The organism is Hydrogenophaga sp. L310, from assembly GCF_055703065.1.
The window spans coordinates 132,584-154,186 of sequence record NZ_JBVPZA010000002.1 but is presented as its reverse complement, the minus strand read 5'-3'; the positions used below and the strand labels follow the sequence as shown (position 1 = coordinate 154,186).

The 21,603-nt window shown below is 64.0% G+C and carries 21 protein-coding genes; 20 read left to right on the top strand and 1 reads right to left on the bottom strand.

The window, feature by feature from the left end:
* Positions 1 to 18: 18 nt before the first annotated feature.
* Positions 19 to 1,005, bottom strand: a complete 987-nt coding sequence (locus AC0GNO_RS04380) for a malate dehydrogenase (protein WP_226463025.1) — start codon at positions 1,003 to 1,005, stop codon at positions 19 to 21.
* A gap of 224 nt (positions 1,006 to 1,229) precedes the next feature.
* On the opposite strand from AC0GNO_RS04380, the gene AC0GNO_RS04375 reads away from it, so the two are divergent.
* The 20 genes from AC0GNO_RS04375 (at position 1,230) to AC0GNO_RS04280 (ending at position 21,602) form a co-directional block, all read left to right on the top strand.
* A complete protein-coding gene (locus AC0GNO_RS04375) occupies positions 1,230 to 2,066 on the top strand; it encodes a GntR family transcriptional regulator (RefSeq protein WP_472903075.1) in 837 nt (278 codons plus the stop codon).
* A 162-nt stretch (positions 2,067 to 2,228) separates the two neighbouring features.
* Positions 2,229 to 2,660: a succinate dehydrogenase, cytochrome b556 subunit gene (gene sdhC, locus AC0GNO_RS04370; RefSeq protein WP_472889344.1), complete on the top strand. Its 432-nt coding sequence runs from the start codon at positions 2,229 to 2,231 to the stop codon at positions 2,658 to 2,660.
* Positions 2,661 to 2,686: 26 nt separating this feature from the next.
* Entirely contained in the window at positions 2,687 to 3,052 is a 366-nt protein-coding gene (gene sdhD, locus AC0GNO_RS04365; protein ID WP_472889343.1) for a succinate dehydrogenase, hydrophobic membrane anchor protein, read from the top strand.
* A gap of 4 nt (positions 3,053 to 3,056) precedes the next feature.
* The gene (sdhA, locus tag AC0GNO_RS04360; RefSeq protein ID WP_472889342.1) at positions 3,057 to 4,862 is read left to right on the top strand and encodes a succinate dehydrogenase flavoprotein subunit; all 1,806 of its coding nucleotides are present in this window, start codon (positions 3,057 to 3,059) and stop codon (positions 4,860 to 4,862) included.
* Positions 4,863 to 4,901: 39 nt separating this feature from the next.
* The gene (locus tag AC0GNO_RS04355; protein WP_472889341.1) at positions 4,902 to 5,606 is read left to right on the top strand and encodes a succinate dehydrogenase iron-sulfur subunit; all 705 of its coding nucleotides are present in this window, start codon (positions 4,902 to 4,904) and stop codon (positions 5,604 to 5,606) included.
* 19 nt (positions 5,607 to 5,625) lie between these two features.
* A complete protein-coding gene (locus AC0GNO_RS04350) occupies positions 5,626 to 5,916 on the top strand; it encodes an FAD assembly factor SdhE (RefSeq protein WP_305362902.1) in 291 nt (96 codons plus the stop codon).
* Between the two features lie 20 nt (positions 5,917 to 5,936).
* Complete coding sequence (locus AC0GNO_RS04345) at positions 5,937 to 7,247, top strand: citrate synthase (protein WP_472889339.1); 1,311 nt, start codon at positions 5,937 to 5,939, stop codon at positions 7,245 to 7,247.
* A gap of 204 nt (positions 7,248 to 7,451) precedes the next feature.
* Positions 7,452 to 8,402: a LysR substrate-binding domain-containing protein gene (locus AC0GNO_RS04340; protein ID WP_472903074.1), complete on the top strand. Its 951-nt coding sequence runs from the start codon at positions 7,452 to 7,454 to the stop codon at positions 8,400 to 8,402.
* Between the two features lie 28 nt (positions 8,403 to 8,430).
* The gene (gene leuC, locus AC0GNO_RS04335; protein WP_472889337.1) at positions 8,431 to 9,852 is read left to right on the top strand and encodes a 3-isopropylmalate dehydratase large subunit; all 1,422 of its coding nucleotides are present in this window, start codon (positions 8,431 to 8,433) and stop codon (positions 9,850 to 9,852) included.
* Between the two features lie 35 nt (positions 9,853 to 9,887).
* Positions 9,888 to 10,142, top strand: a complete 255-nt coding sequence (locus AC0GNO_RS04330; RefSeq protein ID WP_472903073.1) for a hypothetical protein — start codon at positions 9,888 to 9,890, stop codon at positions 10,140 to 10,142.
* A 29-nt stretch (positions 10,143 to 10,171) separates the two neighbouring features.
* Positions 10,172 to 10,816: a 3-isopropylmalate dehydratase small subunit gene (gene leuD, locus AC0GNO_RS04325; protein WP_472889335.1), complete on the top strand. Its 645-nt coding sequence runs from the start codon at positions 10,172 to 10,174 to the stop codon at positions 10,814 to 10,816.
* 27 nt (positions 10,817 to 10,843) lie between these two features.
* On the top strand, positions 10,844 to 11,914 hold the full coding sequence (gene leuB / locus AC0GNO_RS04320; RefSeq protein WP_472903072.1) for a 3-isopropylmalate dehydrogenase: 1,071 nt from the start codon (positions 10,844 to 10,846) through the stop codon (positions 11,912 to 11,914).
* Positions 11,915 to 12,214: 300 nt separating this feature from the next.
* Positions 12,215 to 13,345, top strand: a complete 1,131-nt coding sequence (gene asd / locus AC0GNO_RS04315) for an aspartate-semialdehyde dehydrogenase (RefSeq protein ID WP_472903071.1) — start codon at positions 12,215 to 12,217, stop codon at positions 13,343 to 13,345.
* A 262-nt stretch (positions 13,346 to 13,607) separates the two neighbouring features.
* The gene (locus AC0GNO_RS04310; protein ID WP_472903070.1) at positions 13,608 to 16,214 is read left to right on the top strand and encodes a FimV/HubP family polar landmark protein; all 2,607 of its coding nucleotides are present in this window, start codon (positions 13,608 to 13,610) and stop codon (positions 16,212 to 16,214) included.
* Between the two features lie 74 nt (positions 16,215 to 16,288).
* Positions 16,289 to 17,074, top strand: a complete 786-nt coding sequence (gene truA / locus AC0GNO_RS04305; protein WP_472890076.1) for a tRNA pseudouridine(38-40) synthase TruA — start codon at positions 16,289 to 16,291, stop codon at positions 17,072 to 17,074.
* Positions 17,075 to 17,178: 104 nt separating this feature from the next.
* Positions 17,179 to 17,856, top strand: coding sequence for a phosphoribosylanthranilate isomerase (locus AC0GNO_RS04300; RefSeq protein ID WP_472903428.1), 678 nt, complete (start codon positions 17,179 to 17,181; stop codon positions 17,854 to 17,856).
* Between the two features lie 41 nt (positions 17,857 to 17,897).
* Positions 17,898 to 19,187 (top strand): tryptophan synthase subunit beta, encoded by a 1,290-nt coding sequence (gene trpB, locus AC0GNO_RS04295; RefSeq protein WP_472903069.1) that lies wholly within the window; start codon positions 17,898 to 17,900, stop codon positions 19,185 to 19,187.
* Positions 19,184 to 19,993 (top strand): tryptophan synthase subunit alpha, encoded by an 810-nt coding sequence (gene trpA, locus AC0GNO_RS04290; protein WP_472903068.1) that lies wholly within the window; start codon positions 19,184 to 19,186, stop codon positions 19,991 to 19,993. Before trpB ends, trpA begins: the two co-directional genes overlap by 4 nt.
* 53 nt (positions 19,994 to 20,046) lie before the next feature.
* Positions 20,047 to 20,925 (top strand): acetyl-CoA carboxylase, carboxyltransferase subunit beta, encoded by an 879-nt coding sequence (gene accD / locus AC0GNO_RS04285; RefSeq protein WP_472890066.1) that lies wholly within the window; start codon positions 20,047 to 20,049, stop codon positions 20,923 to 20,925.
* A complete protein-coding gene (locus tag AC0GNO_RS04280; protein WP_472890065.1) occupies positions 20,922 to 21,602 on the top strand; it encodes an LON peptidase substrate-binding domain-containing protein in 681 nt (226 codons plus the stop codon). Before accD ends, AC0GNO_RS04280 begins: the two co-directional genes overlap by 4 nt.
* The last annotated feature ends 1 nt before the right edge of the window (position 21,603 follow it).

The window sequence follows — 21,603 nt, the reverse complement described above, 5'->3', positions numbered from 1 at the left end:
GCCGTGGTTACCAACGGGTTACAGCAGGTGCTTGACGCCGTCCTGCTCGCCCTGCAGCTCGGCCAGGGTCTTGTTGATGCACTCCTGCGAGAAAGCGTCGATGTCCAGGCCTTCGACCACGGTGTATTCGCCGTTGGCGCAGGTGACCGGGAAGCCGAACATGACTTCCTTGGGGATGCCGTACCAGCCTTGCGACGGGATGCCCATCGTGACCCATTCGCCGTTGGTGCCCAGTGCCCAGTCGCGCATGTGGTCGATGGCGGCGTTGGCGGCCGAGGCGGCGGAAGACAGGCCACGCGCTTCAATGATCGCGGCGCCGCGCTTGCCAACGGTGGGCAGGAACACGTCCTTGTTCCAGACCTGGTCGTTGATCATGTCCTTGACCGAAGCGCCGTCGATGGTGGCGAAGCGGTAGTCGGCGTACATGGTGGGCGAGTGGTTGCCCCACACGGCCAGCTTCTTGATGCTGGAGACGGCCTTGCCGGTCTTGGCGGCCAGCTGGCTGGCGGCGCGGTTGTGGTCCAGGCGCAGCATGGCGGTGAAGTTGCCCGGCTTCAGATCGGGGGCGGCCTTCATGGCGATGTAGGCGTTGGTGTTGGCGGGGTTGCCGACCACCAGCACCTTGACATCGCGCGATGCAACGGCGTTCAGGGCCTTGCCCTGGGTCGTGAAGATGGCGCCGTTGATGGCGAGCAGCTCGGCGCGCTCCATGCCGGGGCCGCGCGGACGCGAACCGACCAGCAGAGCGTAGTCGGTGTCCTTGAAGGCGGTCATCGGGTCGCTGTGGGCTTCCATGCCGGCCAGCAGCGGGAAGGCGCAGTCTTCAATTTCCATCATCACGCCCTTGAGCGCCTTCTGGGCCTTCTCGTCGGGGATTTCCAGCAGTTGCAGGATCACGGGCTGGTCTTTGCCCAGCATTTCGCCCGAGGCGATGCGGAACAGCAGGGCGTAACCGATTTGACCTGCGGCACCAGTGACGGCAACACGAACGGGCTTCTTGCTCATGGTGAAAACTCCAGAAAAGGACGTTGGGTAAATGAAAAGCGGGCGGGACGAACCCCGAGTCCGGGACCTCACAAAACGCGGAAAACCCGCGAACCGTGAATTTGGCTCAGCCTTGGAGTGTACCCTCGCAAACCCTGATTGGTCAATTTGTCTTATGTCTTATATAAGATATCATTGACCTCGTCGCCGGACACCCACGGCGGCACCATCGAGTTCAAAAATCCATGGCAACCCCACCCGCCTTTCTGCCCGATCCGTCATCACTGGACACCCGATCCACAGGGGATCCGGGTGGGCCGAGCAGCGGCGACGCCATCGGCTCGGCCAGCCAGGGCGCCCCGGCGTTCAGCCCGCTGTACCAGCAGATCAAGACCCTGATCCTGCGCAGCCTGCAGGCCGGCGAGTGGAAACCAGGCGACATGATTCCCAGCGAGTTCGATCTGGCCGCGCGCTACCGGGTGAGCCAGGGCACGGTGCGCAAGGCCATCGACGAGCTCGCCACCGACAACCTGCTCGTGCGCCGCCAGGGCAAGGGCACCTTCGTGGCAACCCACGCGGAACAACACATCCAGTACCGCTTCCTGCGCCTGTTGCCCGACACCGGCACGCTGGAAGCCCAGGGCCCCGCCGAACGGCGCATCATCGAGTGCCGCCGCCTGCGCGCACCAGCGGAAGTCGCGCGCCAGCTCGCCTTGCGCACCGGCGATCCGGTGCTGCAGGTCCGTCGGGTGCTGGCCTTCGGTGGCACGCCTGCCATTCTGGAAGACCTGTGGTTGCCGGGCACGACCTTCAAGGGGCTCACGCAGGAAACGCTGGCCGAAGACAAGGGTCCCATGTATGCGCTGTTCGAAACCCAGTTCGGCGTGCGCATGGTGAGGGCCGTCGAAAAGCTCAAGGCGGTCAACGCCGATGCCGATACCGCGGGCTGGCTCGGCATCGAAGCCGGACATGCCCTGCTCAGCGTCGAACGGCTGGCCTACACCTACAACGATGTGCCCATGGAGCTGCGCCGTGGCCTCTACCGCACGGAAACCCGGCACTACCACAACGAACTGAACTGAGGGCCATGGGCTGCATCGACACCACCGCTCACACGCCTCACCCAGTGTCAGGGTCCGGTATGCTGCGTTGCAATAGAATTTGCGGGCCCGTGGTCTGAGTTACCAACGAGTTACAAGAAATCCTTCCAACCTCCCTGTCTCCTCATCGGAAGAAAGCCCACCATGACCGAGTTGACCAAAAAGCGGCCCGAATTCCGCAACATCAACGCCTTCAAAGACCTGACCACCTACCGCCTGCCGCTGGCGGGATGGGTGTCGATCCTGCACCGCGCCAGCGGCGGCCTGATGTTCATCCTGCTGCCGCTGATCGTGTGGCTGTTCGACACCTCGGTCTCGTCCGAGCTGTCCTTTGAACGCTTCAGTTCGGCCTTCGCCGCCGGGATAGGTTTCGTGCCGGGCTGGTTCTTCAAGCTGGTCGTGCTGGCCATCATCTGGGCCTACCTGCACCATCTGATTGCCGGCCTGCGCCACCTCTACATGGACGTGGCCCACGCCGTCAGCAAAGAGTTCGGCAAATCGTCGGCCATCGTCACGCTGGCCCTGAGCATCGGCCTCACGCTGGTCCTGGGCGCCAAGCTGTTCGGTCTGTACTGAGCACAGTCACCAAGAGGAACAACCCCATGTCTGTCAACTTCGGTTCCAAGCGCGTCGTCACCGGCGCCCACTACGGCCTGCGCGACTGGCTCGCCCAGCGCGTCACCGCCGCCCTCGTCGCCCTGTTCACCTTCATCGTGCTCGCGCAGGTGATTTTTTCCAGCGGCCCCATGGGCTACGACACCTGGGCCGGCATCTTCGCTGCCCAGTGGATGAAGGCCCTGACCTTTGTCGTGTTCGTGGCCCTCGCCTGGCACGTCTGGTTCGGCATGCGCGACATCTGGATGGACTACGTCAAGCCCGCCGGTATCCGCCTCGTGCTGCACATCTTCACCATCGTCTGGCTCGTGGCCTGTCTGGGCTGGGCTGTTCAAGTTCTCTGGAGGCTCTGAAGCCATGACCGTTACTGCAAATCTCCCCAAGCGCCAGTTTGACGTCGTGATTGTCGGCGCCGGCGGCTCCGGCATGCGCGCCTCGCTGCAACTCGCCCGCGCCGGCCTGAAAGTGGCCGTGCTGTCCAAGGTGTTCCCGACCCGTTCGCACACCGTGGCAGCGCAAGGCGGCGTGTCCGCCTCGCTCGGCAACATGAGCGAAGACAACTGGCATTACCACTTCTACGACACCATCAAGGGTTCCGACTGGCTGGGTGACCAGGACGCCATCGAATTCATGTGCCGCGAAGCCCCGAAGGTGGTCTACGAGCTCGAACACTTCGGCATGCCGTTTGACCGCAACCCCGACGGCACCATCTACCAGCGCCCCTTCGGTGGTCACACCGCCAACTACGGCGAGAAGCCGGTGCAGCGCGCCTGCGCCGCGGCCGACCGCACCGGCCACGCCATGCTGCACACCCTGTACCAGCAGAACGTGCAGGCACGCACGACGTTCTTCGTCGAATGGATGGCGCTGGACCTGATCCGCGACGCCGATGGCGACGTGATCGGCGTGACCGCGCTGGAAATGGAAACCGGCGAGACCTACATCCTCGAAGCCAAGCAGACCCTGCTGGCCACGGGTGGCGCAGGGCGCATCTTCGCCGCCTCCACCAACGCCTTCATCAACACCGGCGACGGCCTGGGCATGGCGGCGCGTGCTGGTGTGCCGCTGCAGGACATGGAGTTCTGGCAGTTCCACCCCACCGGCGTGGCTGGCGCGGGCGTGCTGCTGACCGAAGGCTGCCGCGGTGAAGGCGCGATCCTGCTCAACAGCGAAGGCGAGCGCTTCATGGAGCGCTATGCGCCCACCCTGAAGGATCTGGCCCCGCGCGACTTCGTTTCACGCTGCATGGACCAGGAAATCAAGGAAGGCCGCGGCTGTGGTCCCAACAAGGACTACGTGCTGATGAAGCTCGACCACCTGGGCGCCGAAACCATCCGCAAGCGCCTGCCCTCGGTGGAAGAAATCGGCCACAACTTTGCCAACGTGGACATCACGCGCGAGCCAATCCCCGTCGTGCCCACCATCCACTACCAGATGGGCGGCATCCCGACCAACATCAACGGCCAGGTCGTCACGCCCGACGGCCATGGTGCGCAGAAAGTCGTCAACGGCCTTTACGCCGTGGGCGAATGCGCTTGCGTCAGCGTGCACGGCGCCAACCGCCTGGGCACGAACTCGCTGCTCGACCTGCTGGTGTTCGGTCGCGCCGCCGGCAACCACATCGTCGAGAACAACAACAAGTTGCAGGTGCACAAACCCCTGCCCGCCGACGCCGCCGACAGGACCCTGGCCCGCCTCGCTCGTCTGGATGCTTCGAGCGAAGGCGAATACGCCCAGGACGTGGCCAACGACATGCGCGCCATCATGCAGCAGCACGCTGGCGTGTTCCGCACCCAGGCCAGCATGGACGAAGGTGTCACCAAGATCAATGCCCTGCGTTCGCGAGTGGCCAAGATCACCCTGGGTGACAAGTCCAAGGTGTTCAACACGGCGCGCATCGAAGCGCTGGAAGTGGACAACCTGATGGAAGTGGCGCAAGCCACCATGACCTCGGCCGCAGCCCGCAAGGAATGCCGTGGCGCGCACACCGTGAACGACTACGAGCGTCCGGCCGACGACGCCCAGTTCCCTCTGGGCCGCAACGATGTGGAGTGGATGAAACACACGCTGTGGGACAGCGCCACCAACAGCCTGTCCTACAAGCCCGTCAACTTGAAGCCGCTGACCGTGGAATCCGTGCCTCCGAAGGTCCGTACCTTCTAAGCACCCATCCCGAACAGAACAAGCCCGGAGAAAAACACCATGGCCCTTCGCACATTCAAGATCTACCGCTACGACCCGGAAAAGGACGCCAAGCCCTACATGCAGACCATCGAGGTCGAACTCGACGGCCACGAGCGCATGTTGCTCGACGCGCTGATGAAGCTCAAGAAAGTCGATCCCACGATCTCCTTCCGCCGCTCCTGCCGCGAAGGTGTCTGCGGTTCGGACGCGATGAACATCAACGGCAAGAACGGTCTGGCCTGCCTGACCAACATGAACACGCTGCCCGGCGTGATCACCTTGAAGCCCCTTCCCGGCCTGCCGGTGGTGCGCGACCTGATCGTCGACATGACGCTGTTCTTCAAACAGTACAACAGCATCAAGCCCTACCTGATCAACGAGACCCCAGCCCCCGAGCGCGAGCGCCTGCAGAGCCCCGAAGAACGCGAAGAGCTCAACGGTCTGTACGAGTGCATCCTGTGCGCCAGCTGCTCGACCAGCTGCCCGAGCTTCTGGTGGAACCCGGACAAGTTCGTCGGCCCGGCCGGCCTGCTGCAGGCCTACCGCTTCATCGCCGACAGCCGCGACGAAGCCACCAGCGAACGCCTGGACAACCTGGAAGACCCGTACCGACTGTTCCGCTGCCACACCATCATGAACTGCGTGGATGTGTGCCCGAAGAACCTGAACCCGACCAAGGCGATCGGCAAGATCAAGGAAATGATGGTGATGCGCTCGATCTGAGCGCCCCACCCGAACCACTATGGATGCCAGTACCTGTGACGCCCTGCTCGATCAACGCGCTCTGAGCAAGCTGCGCTGGCGCTGCCGCCGTGGACTGCTCGAAAACGACCTGTTCATCGACAGCTTCTTTGCCAGGCACGCTTCTGGCTTGACTGTCAGGCAGGCTGAAGCTCTGGGGGTTTTAATGGACCTGTCCGACAACGATCTGCTCGATCTGTTGCTCGGCAGGAAACCACCCCAAGGCGAGCTGGCCCGTGACGACGTCACGCACGTATTGGGCATGCTTCGCGCAGCCCGGCTACCCGTTTAAGCCCCTCAAAAGGAAACCGAATGAAACTCGTAGACAACAAAGCCACCTTGTCGTTCTCCAACGGCAGCCCCAGCGTCGATATGCCGGTGTATGCCGGCAGCATCGGCCCGGACGTGATCGACATCCGCAAGCTGTACGCACAGACCGGCATGTTCACCTACGACCCCGGCTTCCTGTCCACCGCGTCCTGCCAGTCGGCCATCACCTACATCGATGGTGACAAGGGTGAACTGCTGTACCGCGGCTACCCCATCGAGCAGCTCGCCACCCACTGCGACTACCTCGACACCTGCTACCTGCTGCTCAACGGCGATCTGCCCAACGAAAAGCAACGCGGCGACTTCCACAAGCTCGTGATTAACCACACCATGGTCAACGAGCAAATGCAGTTCTTCCTGCGTGGCTTCCGCCGCGATGCCCACCCCATGGCCGTGCTGACCGGTCTGGTGGGAGGTCTGTCGGCCTTCTACCACGACAGCACCGACATCAACAACCCGGAACACCGTCACGTGGCGGCCATCCGCCTGATCGCCAAGATGCCCACCCTGGTGGCCATGGCCTACAAGTACGGCGTGGGCCAGCCCTACATGTACCCGAAGAACGACCTGAGCTACTCGGGCAACTTCCTGCGCATGATGTTCGGCACCCCGTGTGAAGAGTACGTGGTGAACCCAGTGCTCGAACGCGCCCTGGACCGCATCTTCATCCTGCACGCCGACCACGAGCAGAACGCGTCGACCTCCACCGTGCGCCTGTGCGGTTCGTCGGGCACCAACCCGTTTGCCGCCATCGCTGCCGGCGTGGCCTGCCTCTGGGGCCCCGCTCACGGCGGCGCCAACGAGGCCTGCCTGAACATGCTGGAAGACATCCAGCGCCAGGGCGGCGTGGCCAAGGTCGGCGAATTCATGGAGAAGGTCAAGGACAAGAACTCCGGCGTGAAGCTGATGGGCTTCGGTCACCGCGTCTACAAGAACTACGATCCCCGCGCCAAGCTGATGCAGGAAACCTGCGACGAAGTGCTGAAGGAACTGGGTCTGGAAAACGACCCGCTGTTCAAGCTGGCCAAGGAACTGGAGCGCATTGCCCTGGAAGACGAGTATTTCGTTTCGCGCAAGCTGTACCCGAACGTGGACTTCTATTCCGGCATCGTGCAACGCGCCATCGGCATCCCGGTGAACCTGTTCACCGGCATCTTCGCCCTGGCCCGCACCGTCGGCTGGATCGCCCAGCTCAACGAAATGATCAGCGACCCCGAGTACAAGATCGGCCGTCCTCGCCAGTTGTTCACGGGCGCCGAGCGCCGCGACGTCCCCGCTGGTTTCAAGCGATAAACCCCGAGCCGCCTGCGGCGCCACCCACCCAGGGAGCGCCAGCAGCGGCCCGGCAGCCGGTTCCGCGCCGGCCTCGTCCCCATCCACAAAACCCGCCATCGGCGGGTTTTGTTTTTGCGGAGACACCCATCGTGAAATACGATGTCAAAAAACAGAACAAGGTGAGAAAATTGGAAACTCATCGTCATTGACGACGAGTCAGCCATGAACAACCCGGACCGCAGCTTCACCCGCCGCCTCGACCTCACCTCGCTCCAGCTTTTTGTGGCGGTGTGCGAGCGCGGCAGCATCGGCAAGGCGGCCGAACAGGAATTCATGGCCCCCTCGGCCGTGAGCAAGCGCCTCTCCGATCTTGAAAGCGCCGTGGGCACCACGCTGCTCTACCGCCATGCCCGGGGTGCCAGCCCCACGCCCGCCGGCCAGAGCCTGCTCCACCACGCGCGCTCGGTGCTGTTCAGCCTGGACAAGATGCAGGGCGAACTTTCGGAGTACGCCGACGGTGTGCGCGGGCATGTGCGCATGCACGCCAACATCTCGGCCATTGTCCAGTTCCTGCCCGAAGACCTGGGCAGCTTCACCCGCCTGCACGACCAGGTCAAGATCGACCTGGAAGAACACCTGTCCAGCGAGGTGGTGCGGGCCGTGCAGGAAGGCGCGGCCGATCTGGGCATCTGCCACACGGGAGTGAGTGGCCCCCTGCCCGACCTGCAAACCCGCCCCTACCGGCAAGACCAGCTGGTGCTGATCGTTCCGCAGGCACACCCTCTCGCGGGTGAGAAACAACTGGCTTTCGCCGACAGTCTCGACTGGGATCATGTGGGACTGCACGCCAACAGCTCCATCTACCAGGCCATGCACCAGGCCGCCACCACCGCCGGCCGAGGCATCCGGCTGCGCATCCGCGTAACGGGGCTGGACGCCATGTGCCGCATGATCCACAACGGTCTGGGCGTCGGTCTGATGCCGCGGCGTGCTTTCGAGCTGATGCACGGCGTGGGCGAGCTCACCTGCGTGACTCTGACCGATGACTGGGCCACCCGCCAGATCGACCTGGTGGCCCGCGATTTTTCGACCTTGCCCGTCACGGCCCGACTGCTCGTTGCCCACCTGGGCGAGCAGTCCGGGCAACACACGGTTACAGACCCCCACGCATAAAATTCCATCAGCAAAGGAACCCCTCTCCATGGCACGCACGCTCTACGACAAGATCTGGGACGAACACGTCGTCCACACCGAAGAGGATGGCACGTCCGTCCTCTACATCGACCGCCACCTGGTGCACGAAGTGACCAGCCCGCAGGCGTTTGAGGGCCTGCGCCAGGCGGGCCGCAAGGTCTGGCGCGTGAGCTCGATCGTGGCCACCGCCGACCACAACACGCCCACCACCGGCTGGGAACAGGGTTACGACGGCATCACCGACCCGATCAGCAAGGAACAGATCACCACGCTGAACGACAACATCGCCGAATTCGGCGCAGCGGCCTTCTTTCCCTTCATGTCCCAGCGCCAGGGCATCGTTCACGTGATCGGTCCGGAAAACGGCGCCACCCTGCCCGGCATGACGGTGGTCTGCGGCGACAGCCACACCAGCACCCACGGGGCGTTTGGCGCACTCGCGCACGGCATCGGTACCAGCGAGGTCGAGCACGTCATGGCGACGCAGACCTTGCTGGCCAAGAAGGCCAAGAACATGCTGGTGCGCGTGGACGGGCAACTCGCCAAGGGCGTGACCGCCAAGGACATCGTGCTGGCCATCATCGGCAAGATCGGCACCGCGGGCGGCACCGGCTACACCATCGAATTCGGTGGCAGCGCGATCCGCGCCCTGTCGATGGAAGGCCGCATGACGGTGTGCAACATGGCCATCGAAGGCGGTGCCCGCGCGGGTCTGGTGGCGGTGGATGAAAAAACCATCGAATACGTCAAGGGTCGCCCGCTCTCCCCCACCGGAGTGGAATGGGAACAGGCCGTGGCCTACTGGAAAACTCTGCACTCGGACGCCGACGCGGTGTTCGACACCGTAGTGACACTGGACGCCAGCACGATCGTGCCGCAGGTCACCTGGGGCACCTCGCCCGAGATGGTGCTCGGCGTGGACGCCCGCGTGCCCGATCCCGAGAAGGAAAAAGACCCGAACAAGCGCGGCGCCATTGAGCGTGCGCTCACCTACATGGCGCTGGAGCCGGGCAAGGCCCTGAACGACATCTTCGTGGACAAGGTGTTCATCGGCTCCTGCACCAACAGCCGCATCGAAGACATGCGCGAGGCCGCAGCCGTGGTGAAGAAGCTGGGCCAGAAAGTGGCCAAAAACATCAAGCTGGCGATGGTCGTTCCCGGCTCGGGTCTGGTCAAGGAACAGGCCGAGCGCGAAGGCCTGCACGAGATCTTCAAGGCCGCAGGCTTCGAGTGGCGCGAACCCGGCTGCTCCATGTGCCTGGCCATGAACGCCGACCGCCTGGAACCCGGCGAACGCTGTGCCTCCACCAGCAACCGCAACTTCGAAGGCCGCCAGGGCGCCGGTGGCCGCACCCACCTGGTCTCCCCAGCGATGGCTGCCGCCGCCGCGATCCACGGCCATTTCATTGACGTGCGCACCATCGCCTGACCTTCCATCCCGAGTCCTCATCAAGGAGTCCTCAGATGTCCTCTACCCAACCCCTGTTCACCCTGCTGGCCACCGCAACCCTGGTGTCCCTGGCCGCCTGCAACACCGTGCAAGGCGTCAAACAGGACGCGCACGTGGTCAAAGGCAAGGCCGTGGAAGTCAAGGACGCGGTCGTTGACAAGGCCATCGAGATCAAGGACAAGACCGTCGAAGGCGGCAAAGCCGTCGGCCAGTCGGTCGGCTCCGGGCTGGAGAAGGCTGGCGAAGCCGTCAAGGGCGCGACCCACTGAGGCCAGCCACACAACCCCCACACACCATCATGCAGAAATTCACCATTCACCAGGGCCTCGTGGCCCCCATGGACCGCGAAAACGTCGACACCGACGCCATCATCCCCAAGCAGTTCCTCAAGTCGATCCGCAAGACCGGTTTCGGGCCCAACCTGTTTGACGAGTGGCGCTATCTGGACAAGGGCGAGCCCGGCCAGGATCCCGTTACACGCCAACCGAACCCGGACTTCGTGCTCAACCAGCCGCGTTACGCGGGCGCGTCGGTGCTGCTGACCCGCAAGAACTTCGGCTGCGGCTCCAGCCGGGAACACGCGCCCTGGGCCATCGACCAGTACGGCTTTCGCGCCGTCATCGCACCGAGCTACGCCGACATCTTCTTCAACAACTGCTTCAAGAACGGCCTGCTGCCCATCGTGCTGCCCGAGGCCACGGTCGCCCAGCTGTTCGACGAGGTGTATGCCTTCCCGGGCTACCAACTGACCATCGACCTGGAACGCCAAGTGATCGTGAAACCTCAAGGCGAAGAAATCCCGTTCGAGGTGCAGGCCTTCCGCAAGTACTGCCTGCTCAACGGGCTGGACGACATCGGCCTGACTTTGCGCCATAAGGACAAGATCGCCGCGTTCGAAAAAGAGCGTCTGGCGACCAAGCCCTGGCTCGCGCACACGATGTAATCACCCCTCCACACACAAGAAGCACTCATGAAAATCGCAGTTCTCCCCGGTGACGGCATCGGCACCGAAATCGTGGCCGAAGCGGTCAAAGTCCTCAACGCGCTCGATCTGAAATTCGAAATGGAATCCGCCTTGGTCGGCGGTGCCGCCTACGAAGCGCATGGCCACCCGCTGCCCGAGTCCACTCTCAACCTCGCCAAATCGGCCGACGCCATCCTGTTCGGCGCCGTGGGCGACTGGAAGTACGACAAGCTCGACCGCCCCTTGCGCCCCGAGCAGGCCATCCTGGGCCTGCGCAAGCACCTCGGCCTGTTCGCCAACTTCCGCCCCGCCATCTGCTACGAGCAGCTGGTGGGAGCGTCCAGCCTCAAGCCCGAGCTCATCGCGGGCCTGGACATCCTCATCATTCGCGAGCTCACCGGCGACATCTACTTCGGCCAGCCGCGCGGCCGCCGCGTGGCCACCGACGGCCATTTCCCCGGTGCCGAAGAAGCCTTCGACACCATGCGCTACAGCAAGCCGGAGATTGAGCGCATCGCCCACGTCGCCTTCCAGGCCGCACGCAAGCGCAACAAGAAAGTCACCAGCGTGGACAAGGCCAACGTGCTGGAAACCTTCCAGTTCTGGAAAGACGTGGTCACCGAAGTGCACGCCCAGTACCCGGACGTGGAACTGCAGCACATGTACGTGGACAACGCCGCGATGCAATTGGTCAAGGCACCCAAGGCTTTTGACGTGGTGGTGACCGGCAACATGTTTGGCGACATCCTGTCCGACGAAGCGTCCATGCTCACTGGCTCCATCGGCATGCTGCCCTCGGCCTCGCTGAACTCGAAGAACCAGGGCCTGTACGAACCCAGCCACGGCAGCGCGCCCGACATCGCGGGCAAGGGCGTGGCCAACCCGCTGGCCACCATCCTGAGCGCGGCCATGATGCTGCGCTTCAGCCTGAACCAGGAAGCCGCTGCACAACGCATCGAAGCCGCCGTGCAAAAGGTGCTGGTGCAAGGCCTGCGCACGCCCGACATCTACAGCGAGGGTACAACCAAGGTCGGCACTTCGCAGATGGGCGATGCGGTGGTGAAAGCGCTGGGCTGATCGCACTGCGAACCAACGCCCCATTGAAGGCAGCCTACGGGCTGCCTTTTTTGCGCCCGCGTGTCAGTTTCGCCCAAGCCACCATCCGGTACAATCTACACCCATGTTTGCCGCCCGCCCGTTCGACCTGAACAAAGCACCCGCCGCCCTGGCCGGTGTGGCTGCGCACGCAATCACCATCAAAACCACGACCATTAAGGGCTGATCCAGCCTGGTTCGTCGTGCGCCCTCCCGGCCCAGACGAGCCGGGCAAGTCGGTCTGGTCTGGACCTGTTTTATGTACTTGAAAGGGCGTTTGAAATGAGCAAGTTGGTTGGTTTGGTCGGCTGGCGCGGCATGGTTGGCTCGGTGTTGATGGATCGCATGGTCGAGGAAAAAGACTTCGACCTGATTGAGCCGCTGTTTTTCTCCACCTCGAACGCCGGCGGCAAGGCTCCGGCGATGGCGAAGAACGAAACCACGCTGCAGGACGCGCACGACATCGCGGCCCTCAAGCGCTGCGACATCATCATCACCGCCCAGGGTGGCGACTACACCAGCGAGGTGTTTCCCAAGTTGCGCGCCGCAGGCTGGAACGGCCACTGGATCGACGCCGCCTCCACGCTGCGCATGGAAAAGGATGCCGTCATCATCCTCGACCCGGTCAACATGCCGGTGATCAAGGACGCGCTGGCCAATGGCGGCAAGAACTGGGTCGGCGGCAACTGCACCGTGAGCTGCATGCTGATGGGCGTGGGCGCGCTGTACAAAGCCGGTCTGGTCGAGTGGATGAGCACCCAGACCTACCAGGCCGCCTCCGGTGGTGGCGCCCAGCACATGCGCGAACTGCTGACGCAGTACGGCACGCTCAACGCCGAAGTGAAGGCCTTGCTGGACGACCCCAAAAGCGCCATCCTGGAGATCGACCGCAAGGTCATCGCCAAGCAGCGCAGCCTGACCGGTGCCGAGACGGCCAACTTCGGGGTGCCGCTGGGTGGTTCGCTGATCCCCTGGATCGACAAGGACCTGGGCAACGGCATGTCCAAGGAAGAGTGGAAGGGCATGGCCGAAACCAACAAGATCCTCGGCATGGGCGAAGGCTTCGGTTCGGCCGCCATCCCGGTGGACGGTTTCTGCGTGCGCGTGGGCGCGATGCGCTGCCACAGCCAGGCGCTGACCTTCAAGCTCAAGAAAGACGTGCCAACAGCCGATATCGAAGCCATGATCGCGGCGGACAATCAGTGGGTCAAAGTGGTGCCCAACACCCGCGAAGCCACCATCAAGGACCTGACGCCCGTGGCGGTCACCGGCACCATGATCATCCCGGTCGGACGCATCCGAAAGCTGGCCATGGGCCCGGAATATGTGGGCGCCTTCACCATTGGCGACCAGTTGTTGTGGGGCGCTGCCGAACCGCTGCGCCGCATGCTGCGAATTTTGTTGGACGCCTGATTGCAGGCATGCTTGACGACAAAGTGGGCCATTGAGCCCGCTTTCTCGTTGCGAAGTCACAACGCTGGAATGCCGCCAGATATGGTGAAACGGCCCCCGGGAAACTCAAGCGAATTCTCAGCTTGTCACCGTAATGCGTTGATGTTATGGTCAATTCTCGGTTTTTTACGTCGAGGTCCACGTGCCAATTCACACCCGCCACACACCATCCATCCGAACCTGCGCCACGGCCGGCGATACCGGTTCAAGAGGTCTTGCGCGGTTGCACGCGATAGCTGCCGCGGTGGTTTTGTGCACCGGCCTGCTACAGGCCAGTGATGCGCAAGCCCTGGCGCTGGGGCGCATAGTGGTGCAATCGGCCCTGGGAGAACCCCTTCGGGCCGAGGTCGAGGTCCTCGAAATCACGGCCGAAGAGTCGACCAGTCTGCGTGTGGGTCTTGCGGCGGCAGGCGCGTTCCGTGCAGCCGGTATGGACTTCAATGCCGCGCTGGCCGACCTCCAGGTCGTTCTGCAGCGCCGCTCCGACGGCCGCGCCTTCCTGCGTCTGACGGGCAGGCGCCCAGTCAACGAGCCCTTCATGGACATGATTCTGGAGGCCAACTGGGCATCGGGCCGAATCGTGCGCGACTACACGCTGCTGTTTGACCCCCCCAGCCTGCGCCCGCCCCTGCCAGCGCCGATGGCACCCCAAGTGACCGCGCAGTCGACGACAGCACCGGTTGCGCCATCATCCACGCCGGTCCGGCCGCCCGAGGCTGCCTCCACTCCAACTGTCCGTGCACCCGCCGCCTCCGCTGCACCGGGTCGCGCCCCTGCCCCCCGTCCGGCCGCACCGACAGCCACTGCGCCTGATGTGAATGCTGGCGCCGGCACGCGCCTGAGGGTCAAAGCCGGCGACACCGCCGGGCGCATTGCGGCGAACAACCTGCCCGCCAATGTGTCGCTTGATCAGATGCTCGTGGCCATGCTGCGTGCCAACCCCGATGCGTTCATCGGTGGCAACATCAACCGCATCAGAGCGGGTTCCCTGGTGGATCTGCCCAATGAGGCCACCGCGACGGCCACGCCAACCAGCGAGGCTCGCCAGATCATCGCTGCGCAGAGCCGCGACTTCAACGAATTCCGCCGCCGCCTGGCGAGCCGCGTGCCCGCTGCCGCGGTTGCCGCAGCAGACCGGCAAGCCACGGGTCGTGTGCAGGCCGAAGTCGAGGACCAGAAGCCAGCGCCAGCAACCCAGGACAAGCTGACGCTGTCCAAGGGTGCTGCGCCGGGTCAGTCTGCACAGGAAGAAGCCAAGATCGCCGAGGAACGGCGCGCCAGCGACGCCACAACCCGCGTGGCGGAGCTCTCCAGAAACATCGACGAACTGGCCAAGATCGCCCCAGCCACAGCGCCAGCGGATGCCGCTGCCAGCGCGCCGGTCGTGCCGGACGCTCCGAAACCGGCAGCAACAGCCCCCGAAGTGGCTGTCACGCCAGCAGTTTCACCTGAGCCCGTGCCCGCTGCAGCCGCTGAACCGTCCGCTCCGCCCGTTGTTGCCCAGGCCCCGGCCCCCGCTCCCAACCCCGCTGTACCGGTGCCAGCTCCGGCTGTCGATGAACCTTCCTTCATTGGACAGTTGCTGGGCAATCCCTTCGTGCTGCCCGCTGCGGGTGGACTGCTCGTGCTGCTCGCTGGCTTGGGCCTGTACCGCATGCGCCAACGCAAGAAGACATCCGCCTCGGACAGCTCCTTCCTGGAAAGCCGGTTGCAACCCGACTCGTTCTTCGGCTCCAGCGGTGGTCAGCGCATTGACACCGCCGAAGCCTCGGCATCGGGCTCGTCCATGGTGTATTCCCCCAGCCAGCTGGATGCCGCCGGCGACGTCGATCCGGTGGCCGAGGCCGACGTCTACCTGGCCTACGGCCGCGATCTGCAGGCCGAGGAGATTCTCAAGGAAGCCATGCGCAGCACCCCCGCGCGCGTGGCCATCCACAACAAATTGCTTGAAATCTACGCCAAGCGTCGCGACGCCAAGGCCTTTGAAGTTGTGGCCACTGAAGCCTACGGGATCACCCAAGGGCAGGGGGCTGAGTGGGAACACGCCTGCGGTCTGGGCAAAGAACTGGATCCGAACAATCCGCTGTACCAGCCTGGCGGAAGTCCTGTGGGCAAGGCGGGTGCTGCTGTTGCAGGTGGCGCCAGTACGATCCCCTTCGGCAACAGCACACTTGCACAAAACACCACCCCCGGTGCACCAACCGACACAGATACCGACAACAACCTCGGCCTTGATCTTGATCTGGACATTGGGCTGGACACACCTTCGGCCCCGGTTGCGTTGCAAATGCCCGCTCGGGTGGACGCCCAGATGTCCAGCCTGGACGATCTGGACCAAACGGACGCGCTCACAAGCGCTCCCGGTGATGTCAACGATCTGGCCTCCCGACCGATGGACTTTGACCTGGACTTCCCCTCCGAGCCGGTGCCCCTGTCTTCGCCCGCGCCAACGGCGACACCCGCGGTCGTTGCGGCGGAACAGCCCGCATTGGACGACAGCGAGGTGCTGCCTGCGTTCGATTTTGATGAATCCTCCACGCCCGTGGTCCAAAGCAGCAACGGGCAAGAACGCACCGCACCCTCTGCTGAATTGTTGTCCTTTGACCTGAGCGACATTGAGCTGGATCTGAGTGACCCTCAGCAAGCCGCAAGTGAAGAGACCGCCGGACTGAGTGCCGAGAATCCGCTGGAAACCAAGCTGTCCCTGGCCGAAGAGTTTCGGGCCATCGGCGACCTTGAAGGTGCACGATCGCTGGCCGAAGAAGTGTTGGCCGAAGCCTCCGGCACCCTGAGAACCAAGGCAGGCACCTTCCTGGCCGACCTCGCCTGACACAACCCCGCGGTCTGCATTCCCCTTTGATCAAGGCCACATCTGTCGGGGCTTCACCCCGTGAAGCCCCGTCATTGCGCATGGCGCTGGGGGTCAGCTACAACGGCCATTGCTACGATGGCTGGCAGAGCCAGTCCAGTGGCCGCACGGTGCAGGACCGGCTGGAACGGGCCCTGACCGAATTCACTGCCCTCGACAAAGTCGGCACGCTGTGCGCCGGACGCACCGATGCTGGCGTGCACGGACTCATGCAGGTGGTGCATTTCGACACCCCGGTCGAACGACCGAACAACGCCTGGGTCCGCGGCACCAACCGTTTTCTGCCAGCCGACATTGCCGTGCAATGGGCGCAACGCGTACCCGCCAGCTTTCACGCCCGCGCCAGCGCCCGCTCACGCCGCTATGCCTATGTGTTGCTTGAATCCCCGGTCAGACCCAGCATCGACCATGGCCAGGTCGGCTGGGTGTTTCGCCCGCTTCAGCTTGAATCCATGCTGCAGGCGGCTCAGACGCTGGTGGGTGAACACGACTTCACCTCGTTCCGAGCCTCGGCCTGCCAGGCTCACAGCCCCGTCAAGCTGATGCAGCGCATCGACATTTCGCAGCGCGGCGCCTACTGGCGCTTCGAGTTCGAAGCATCCGCCTTCCTGCACCACATGATCCGCAACATCATGGGCTGCCTGATCGCCATTGGCAACGGAAAGTACCCGGCCACATGGATGGCCGATGTGTTGGCCGCGAAAAGCCGAGACGCGGCCGCGCCCACGTTTTCGCCCGATGGCCTGTATTTTCTGGGTCCGGTTTACGATGAGGCTTTTGGTCTGCCCACCCGCACACCCGCCTTCGACTGGTTGCCATAGCCCCCTCCCCCCGCGCCGCCTTCAACGCCACCCCCTCAAGGGGGCGACACTGGCGACCCGGCAAAGCCGGTTCCGCGGTGTCCTCGAACAAGCAACGTCCGCCGATGAAACCTTCCAGGACACGAATCAAAATCTGTGGTCTCACCCGGGAACCCGACGTAGACGCTGCCGTGCAGGCCGGTGCGGACGCGATCGGCTTCGTGCTCTACCCCCAGAGCCCTCGGTTTGTCACGCCCGAGCGCACCGCGGAATTGGCACGCCGCCTGCCCGCCTTCGTCACGCCGGTGCTGCTGTTCGTGAACGCCAGCCCGGCGTTCATTGCGCAAGGCACCGCGGCTGTGCCGAACGCCTTGCTGCAGTTCCACGGCGACGAAACACCCGCCGACTGTCTGGCCGCTGGCCGCCCGTTCCTGCGCGCGGCGCGCATACCCACCGGCCCCGCCGGGGCGGGCTTTGATCTCCTAAAATACGCGCAAGACTTTTCTGCCGCCCAGGCCATCCTGCTCGACGCCCATGTCGAGGGATTTGGCGGCGGAGGTCAATCATTCGACTGGAATCCTTTCCCTTGGTCACATCCGCTTCTAAACGCCAGCTCTCGCCTCGTTTTGTCTGGTGGACTCACGCCTGCAAACGTGATCGATGGCATCAGCCGCGTACGGCCCTGGGCCGTTGACGTGAGTTCCGGTGTCGAGGTGTCGAAAGGCATCAAGGACGCCGACAAGATCCACGCATTCGTCGCCGCCGTTCGCGCGGCCGACACCCACTTATCCCGTCCGAGCTGAACCCGTTTCCGGGTCGCTCGGGCCATTGAACCGAGACACCCATGAACACCTACGAGCAACCCGACGCCCGCGGCCACTTCGGCATCTACGGCGGCAGCTTCGTGAGCGAAACGCTCACGCACGCCATCAACGAGCTCAAAGCCGCCTACGCGAAATACCAGCACGACCCCGAGTTCCTCGCGGAATTCCAGAGCGAGCTTGCGCATTTCGTGGGCCGCCCTTCCCCTGTCTACCACGCCGCACGCATGAGCCGTGAGCAAGGCGGCGCCCAGATCTTCCTGAAGCGCGAAGACCTCAACCACACCGGCGCCCACAAGATCAACAACGTGATCGGCCAGGCCATGCTCGCCAGGCGCATGGGCAAGCCGCGCGTGATCGCCGAAACCGGCGCCGGCCAACACGGCGTGGCCACCGCCACCATCTGCGCCCGCTACGGACTGGAATGTGTGGTCTACATGGGCAGTGAAGACGTGAAGCGCCAGAGCCCCAACGTCTACCGCATGAAGCTGCTGGGCGCCACCGTGGTGCCGGTGGAAAGCGGCAGCAAGACGCTCAAAGACGCGCTCAACGAGGCCATGCGCGACTGGGTCGCCAACGTGGACAACACCTTCTACATCATCGGCACCGTGGCCGGACCGCACCCCTATCCGATGATGGTGCGCGACTTCCAGAGCGTGATCGGTGAAGAGTGCCTGGTGCAGATGCCACAGATGCTCAAGGCCGCTGGCTGCAAGACCGAACAGCCCGACGTGGTGGTCGCCTGTGTGGGCGGTGGCAGCAACGCCATGGGCATTTTTTACCCGTACATCGACCACGCCGCCACGCGCCTGATCGGCGTGGAAGCGGCCGGCGAAGGCCTGGACAGCGGCAAACACTCGGCCTCGCTGCAGAAAGGCAGCCCCGGCGTGCTGCACGGCAACCGCACCTATGTGCTGCAGGACGACAACGGCCAGGTTACCGAGACCCACAGCGTGAGCGCCGGACTGGACTACCCCGGCGTCGGCCCTGAGCATGCGTTCCTGAAAGACATCGGCCGCGCCGAATACGTCGGCATCACCGACAAGGAAGCGCTGGAAGCCTTCCACTACCTGTGCCGCACCGAGGGCATCATCCCGGCGCTGGAATCAAGCCATGCCGTGGCCTACGCCATGAAGCTTGCCAGGACCATGAAGCCCACGCAATCGATCCTGGTCAACCTCTCCGGCCGCGGCGACAAGGACATCGGCACCGTGGCCGACCTGTCGAATGCCGACTTCTATTGCCGACCGAGCTGCCGTGGGCAGTCGGTCAAAGGCGGCATGGAAACCGCCACCATCAAGGTGACCAAATGAGCCGCATCGAAATAACCTTTGCCGAACTGAAGGCACAGAACCGCAAGGCCCTGGTCCCCTTCGTCACCGCCGGTTTCCCCTATGCCGACATCACACCCGACCTGATGCACGGCATGGTCGAGGCCGGTGCCGACGTCATCGAACTCGGCGTGCCGTTCTCCGACCCCTCGGCCGACGGCCCGGTGATCCAGAAGGCGGGCGATCGCGCGCTGGCGCTGGGCATTGGCCTGACCCAGGTCATCGCGATGGTGAAGATCTTCCGCGAGCGCAACAGCACCACCCCGGTGGTTCTGATGGGCTATGCCAACCCGATCGAACGCTATGACCAGAAACACGGCGACGGCAGCTTTGTCCGCGACGCCTCGGCCGCAGGAGTGGACGGTGTGCTGGTGGTGGACTACCCGCCGGAAGAGTGCGAGGACTTCGCTGCCACCCTGCGCGCCGCCAACATGGACCTGATCTTCCTGCTCGCACCCACCAGTACCGACGAGCGCATGGCGCAGGTGGCGCGCGTGGCCAGCGGCTACGTGTACTACGTGTCGCTCAAGGGCGTGACGGGCGCGGGCACGCTGGACGTGGGTCAGGTCGAGGCCATGTTGCCGCGCATCCGCGCCCACGTCAGCATTCCGGTGGGCGTGGGTTTTGGCATCCGCGATGCCGAAACGGCCAAAGCCATAGGAAAGAGCGCCGACGCGGTGGTGATCGGCAGCAAGATCATCCAGCTGATCGAGAACGAGCCGCATGAAAAGGTGGTGTCGGTTGCCACCCATTTCCTGCGCACCATACGAAAAGCGCTGGACGCATAATCCCCTGACTTTCCCGGGCCTCATGGGCCCGGCTTCCCCATAGGAGCACACCCATGTCCTGGCTTGAAAAGCTGCTGCCACCGAAGATCACCCACACCGACCCAACCGAGCGCCGCAGCGTGCCCGAAGGGCTGTGGATCAAGTGTCCGAGCTGCGAGGCTGTGCTCTACAAGACCGATCTGGAAAAGAACCAGAACGTCTGCCCACACTGCAGCCACCACCACCGCATCGGTGCCCGGCCCCGTCTGAATGCGTTCCTGGACGCCGAGGGCCGGTATGAAATCGGTCAGGAGGTGCTGCCGGTCGACGCATTGAAGTTCAAGGACAGCCGCAAGTACCCTGAGCGCCTGAAAGAAGCGCTGGAGACCACGGGCGAGACCGATGCGCTCATTGTCATGGGTGGTGCGGTGCAAGGCGTCAGCCTGGTGGCCGCCTGCTTCGAGTTTGACTTCATGGGCGGCTCCATGGGCTCGGTGGTGGGTGAGCGTTTTGTGCGCGGTGTGGAAGAAGCCATTGCCCAGAAGGTGCCCTTTGTCTGCTTCACCGCCACCGGCGGTGCGCGCATGCAGGAAGGCCTGCTCTCGCTGATGCAGATGGCCAAGACCAACGCCGCCCTCACCCGGCTGGCCAAGAAGGGCCTGCCCTACATCAGCGTGCTGACCGATCCCACCATGGGTGGCGTCTCGGCCGGTTTCGCCTTCCTGGGCGACGTGGTGATCGCCGAACCCAAGGCACTGATCGGTTTCGCCGGCCCGCGCGTGATCGAGAACACCGTGCGCGTGAAGCTGCCCGAAGGCTTTCAGCGTGCCGAGTTCCTGATCACCAAGGGCGCAGTCGACTTCATCTGCGATCGGCGCGAACTGCGCACCACGGTGGCCAGCGCGCTCGCCATGCTGCAGCGCCAGAGTGCCGACGCGGTGGTTGCCGATTGAGTGAAACACCGGAGACAGCACCGCTGGTCCTGTCGCAACTGCCCCTGTTTCCGCTGCAGACCGTCCTGTTTCCCGGCGGCTGGATGCCCTTGCGCATTTTCGAAGTGCGCTACCTCGACATGATCAGCCGGTGCCACAAGGCCGGCGCGCCGTTCGGCGTCGTCTGCCTGTCCGAGGGCAGCGAGGTACGGCGCATCGATCCAAATGCACCGCCCAGCGGTGGCACCTTTGCGCGTGAGGTGTTTCATCCCGTGGGCACACTGGCGCGCATCGAACAGCTGGAGCGGCCGCAGCCCGGACTGCTGGTCATTCACTGCCGCGGCCTGCAGCGCTTTCATGTGACCGCCAGCCATCAACTGCCGCACGGACTGTGGGTGGGCGATGTGCAACTCGACGACGCTGAGCCCGTGATCCCGGTGCCCGAACACCTCTTGCCCACGCGCGACGCGCTGCAACGCTTGCTGCACAACCTGCAGGAGCGCGAGCCAGAGGCCATGAACGAGCTGCCGCTGCAGCCGCCCTACCAGTGGGACGACAGCGGCTGGGTGGCCAACCGCTGGGCCGAACTCCTGCCCGCACCGGCCGAACTCAAACACCGGCTGATGACGCTGGACAATCCCTTGCTGCGGCTGGAGCTGATTTCCGATCTGCTCGACCGGATGGGCGTGGAACGCTGAT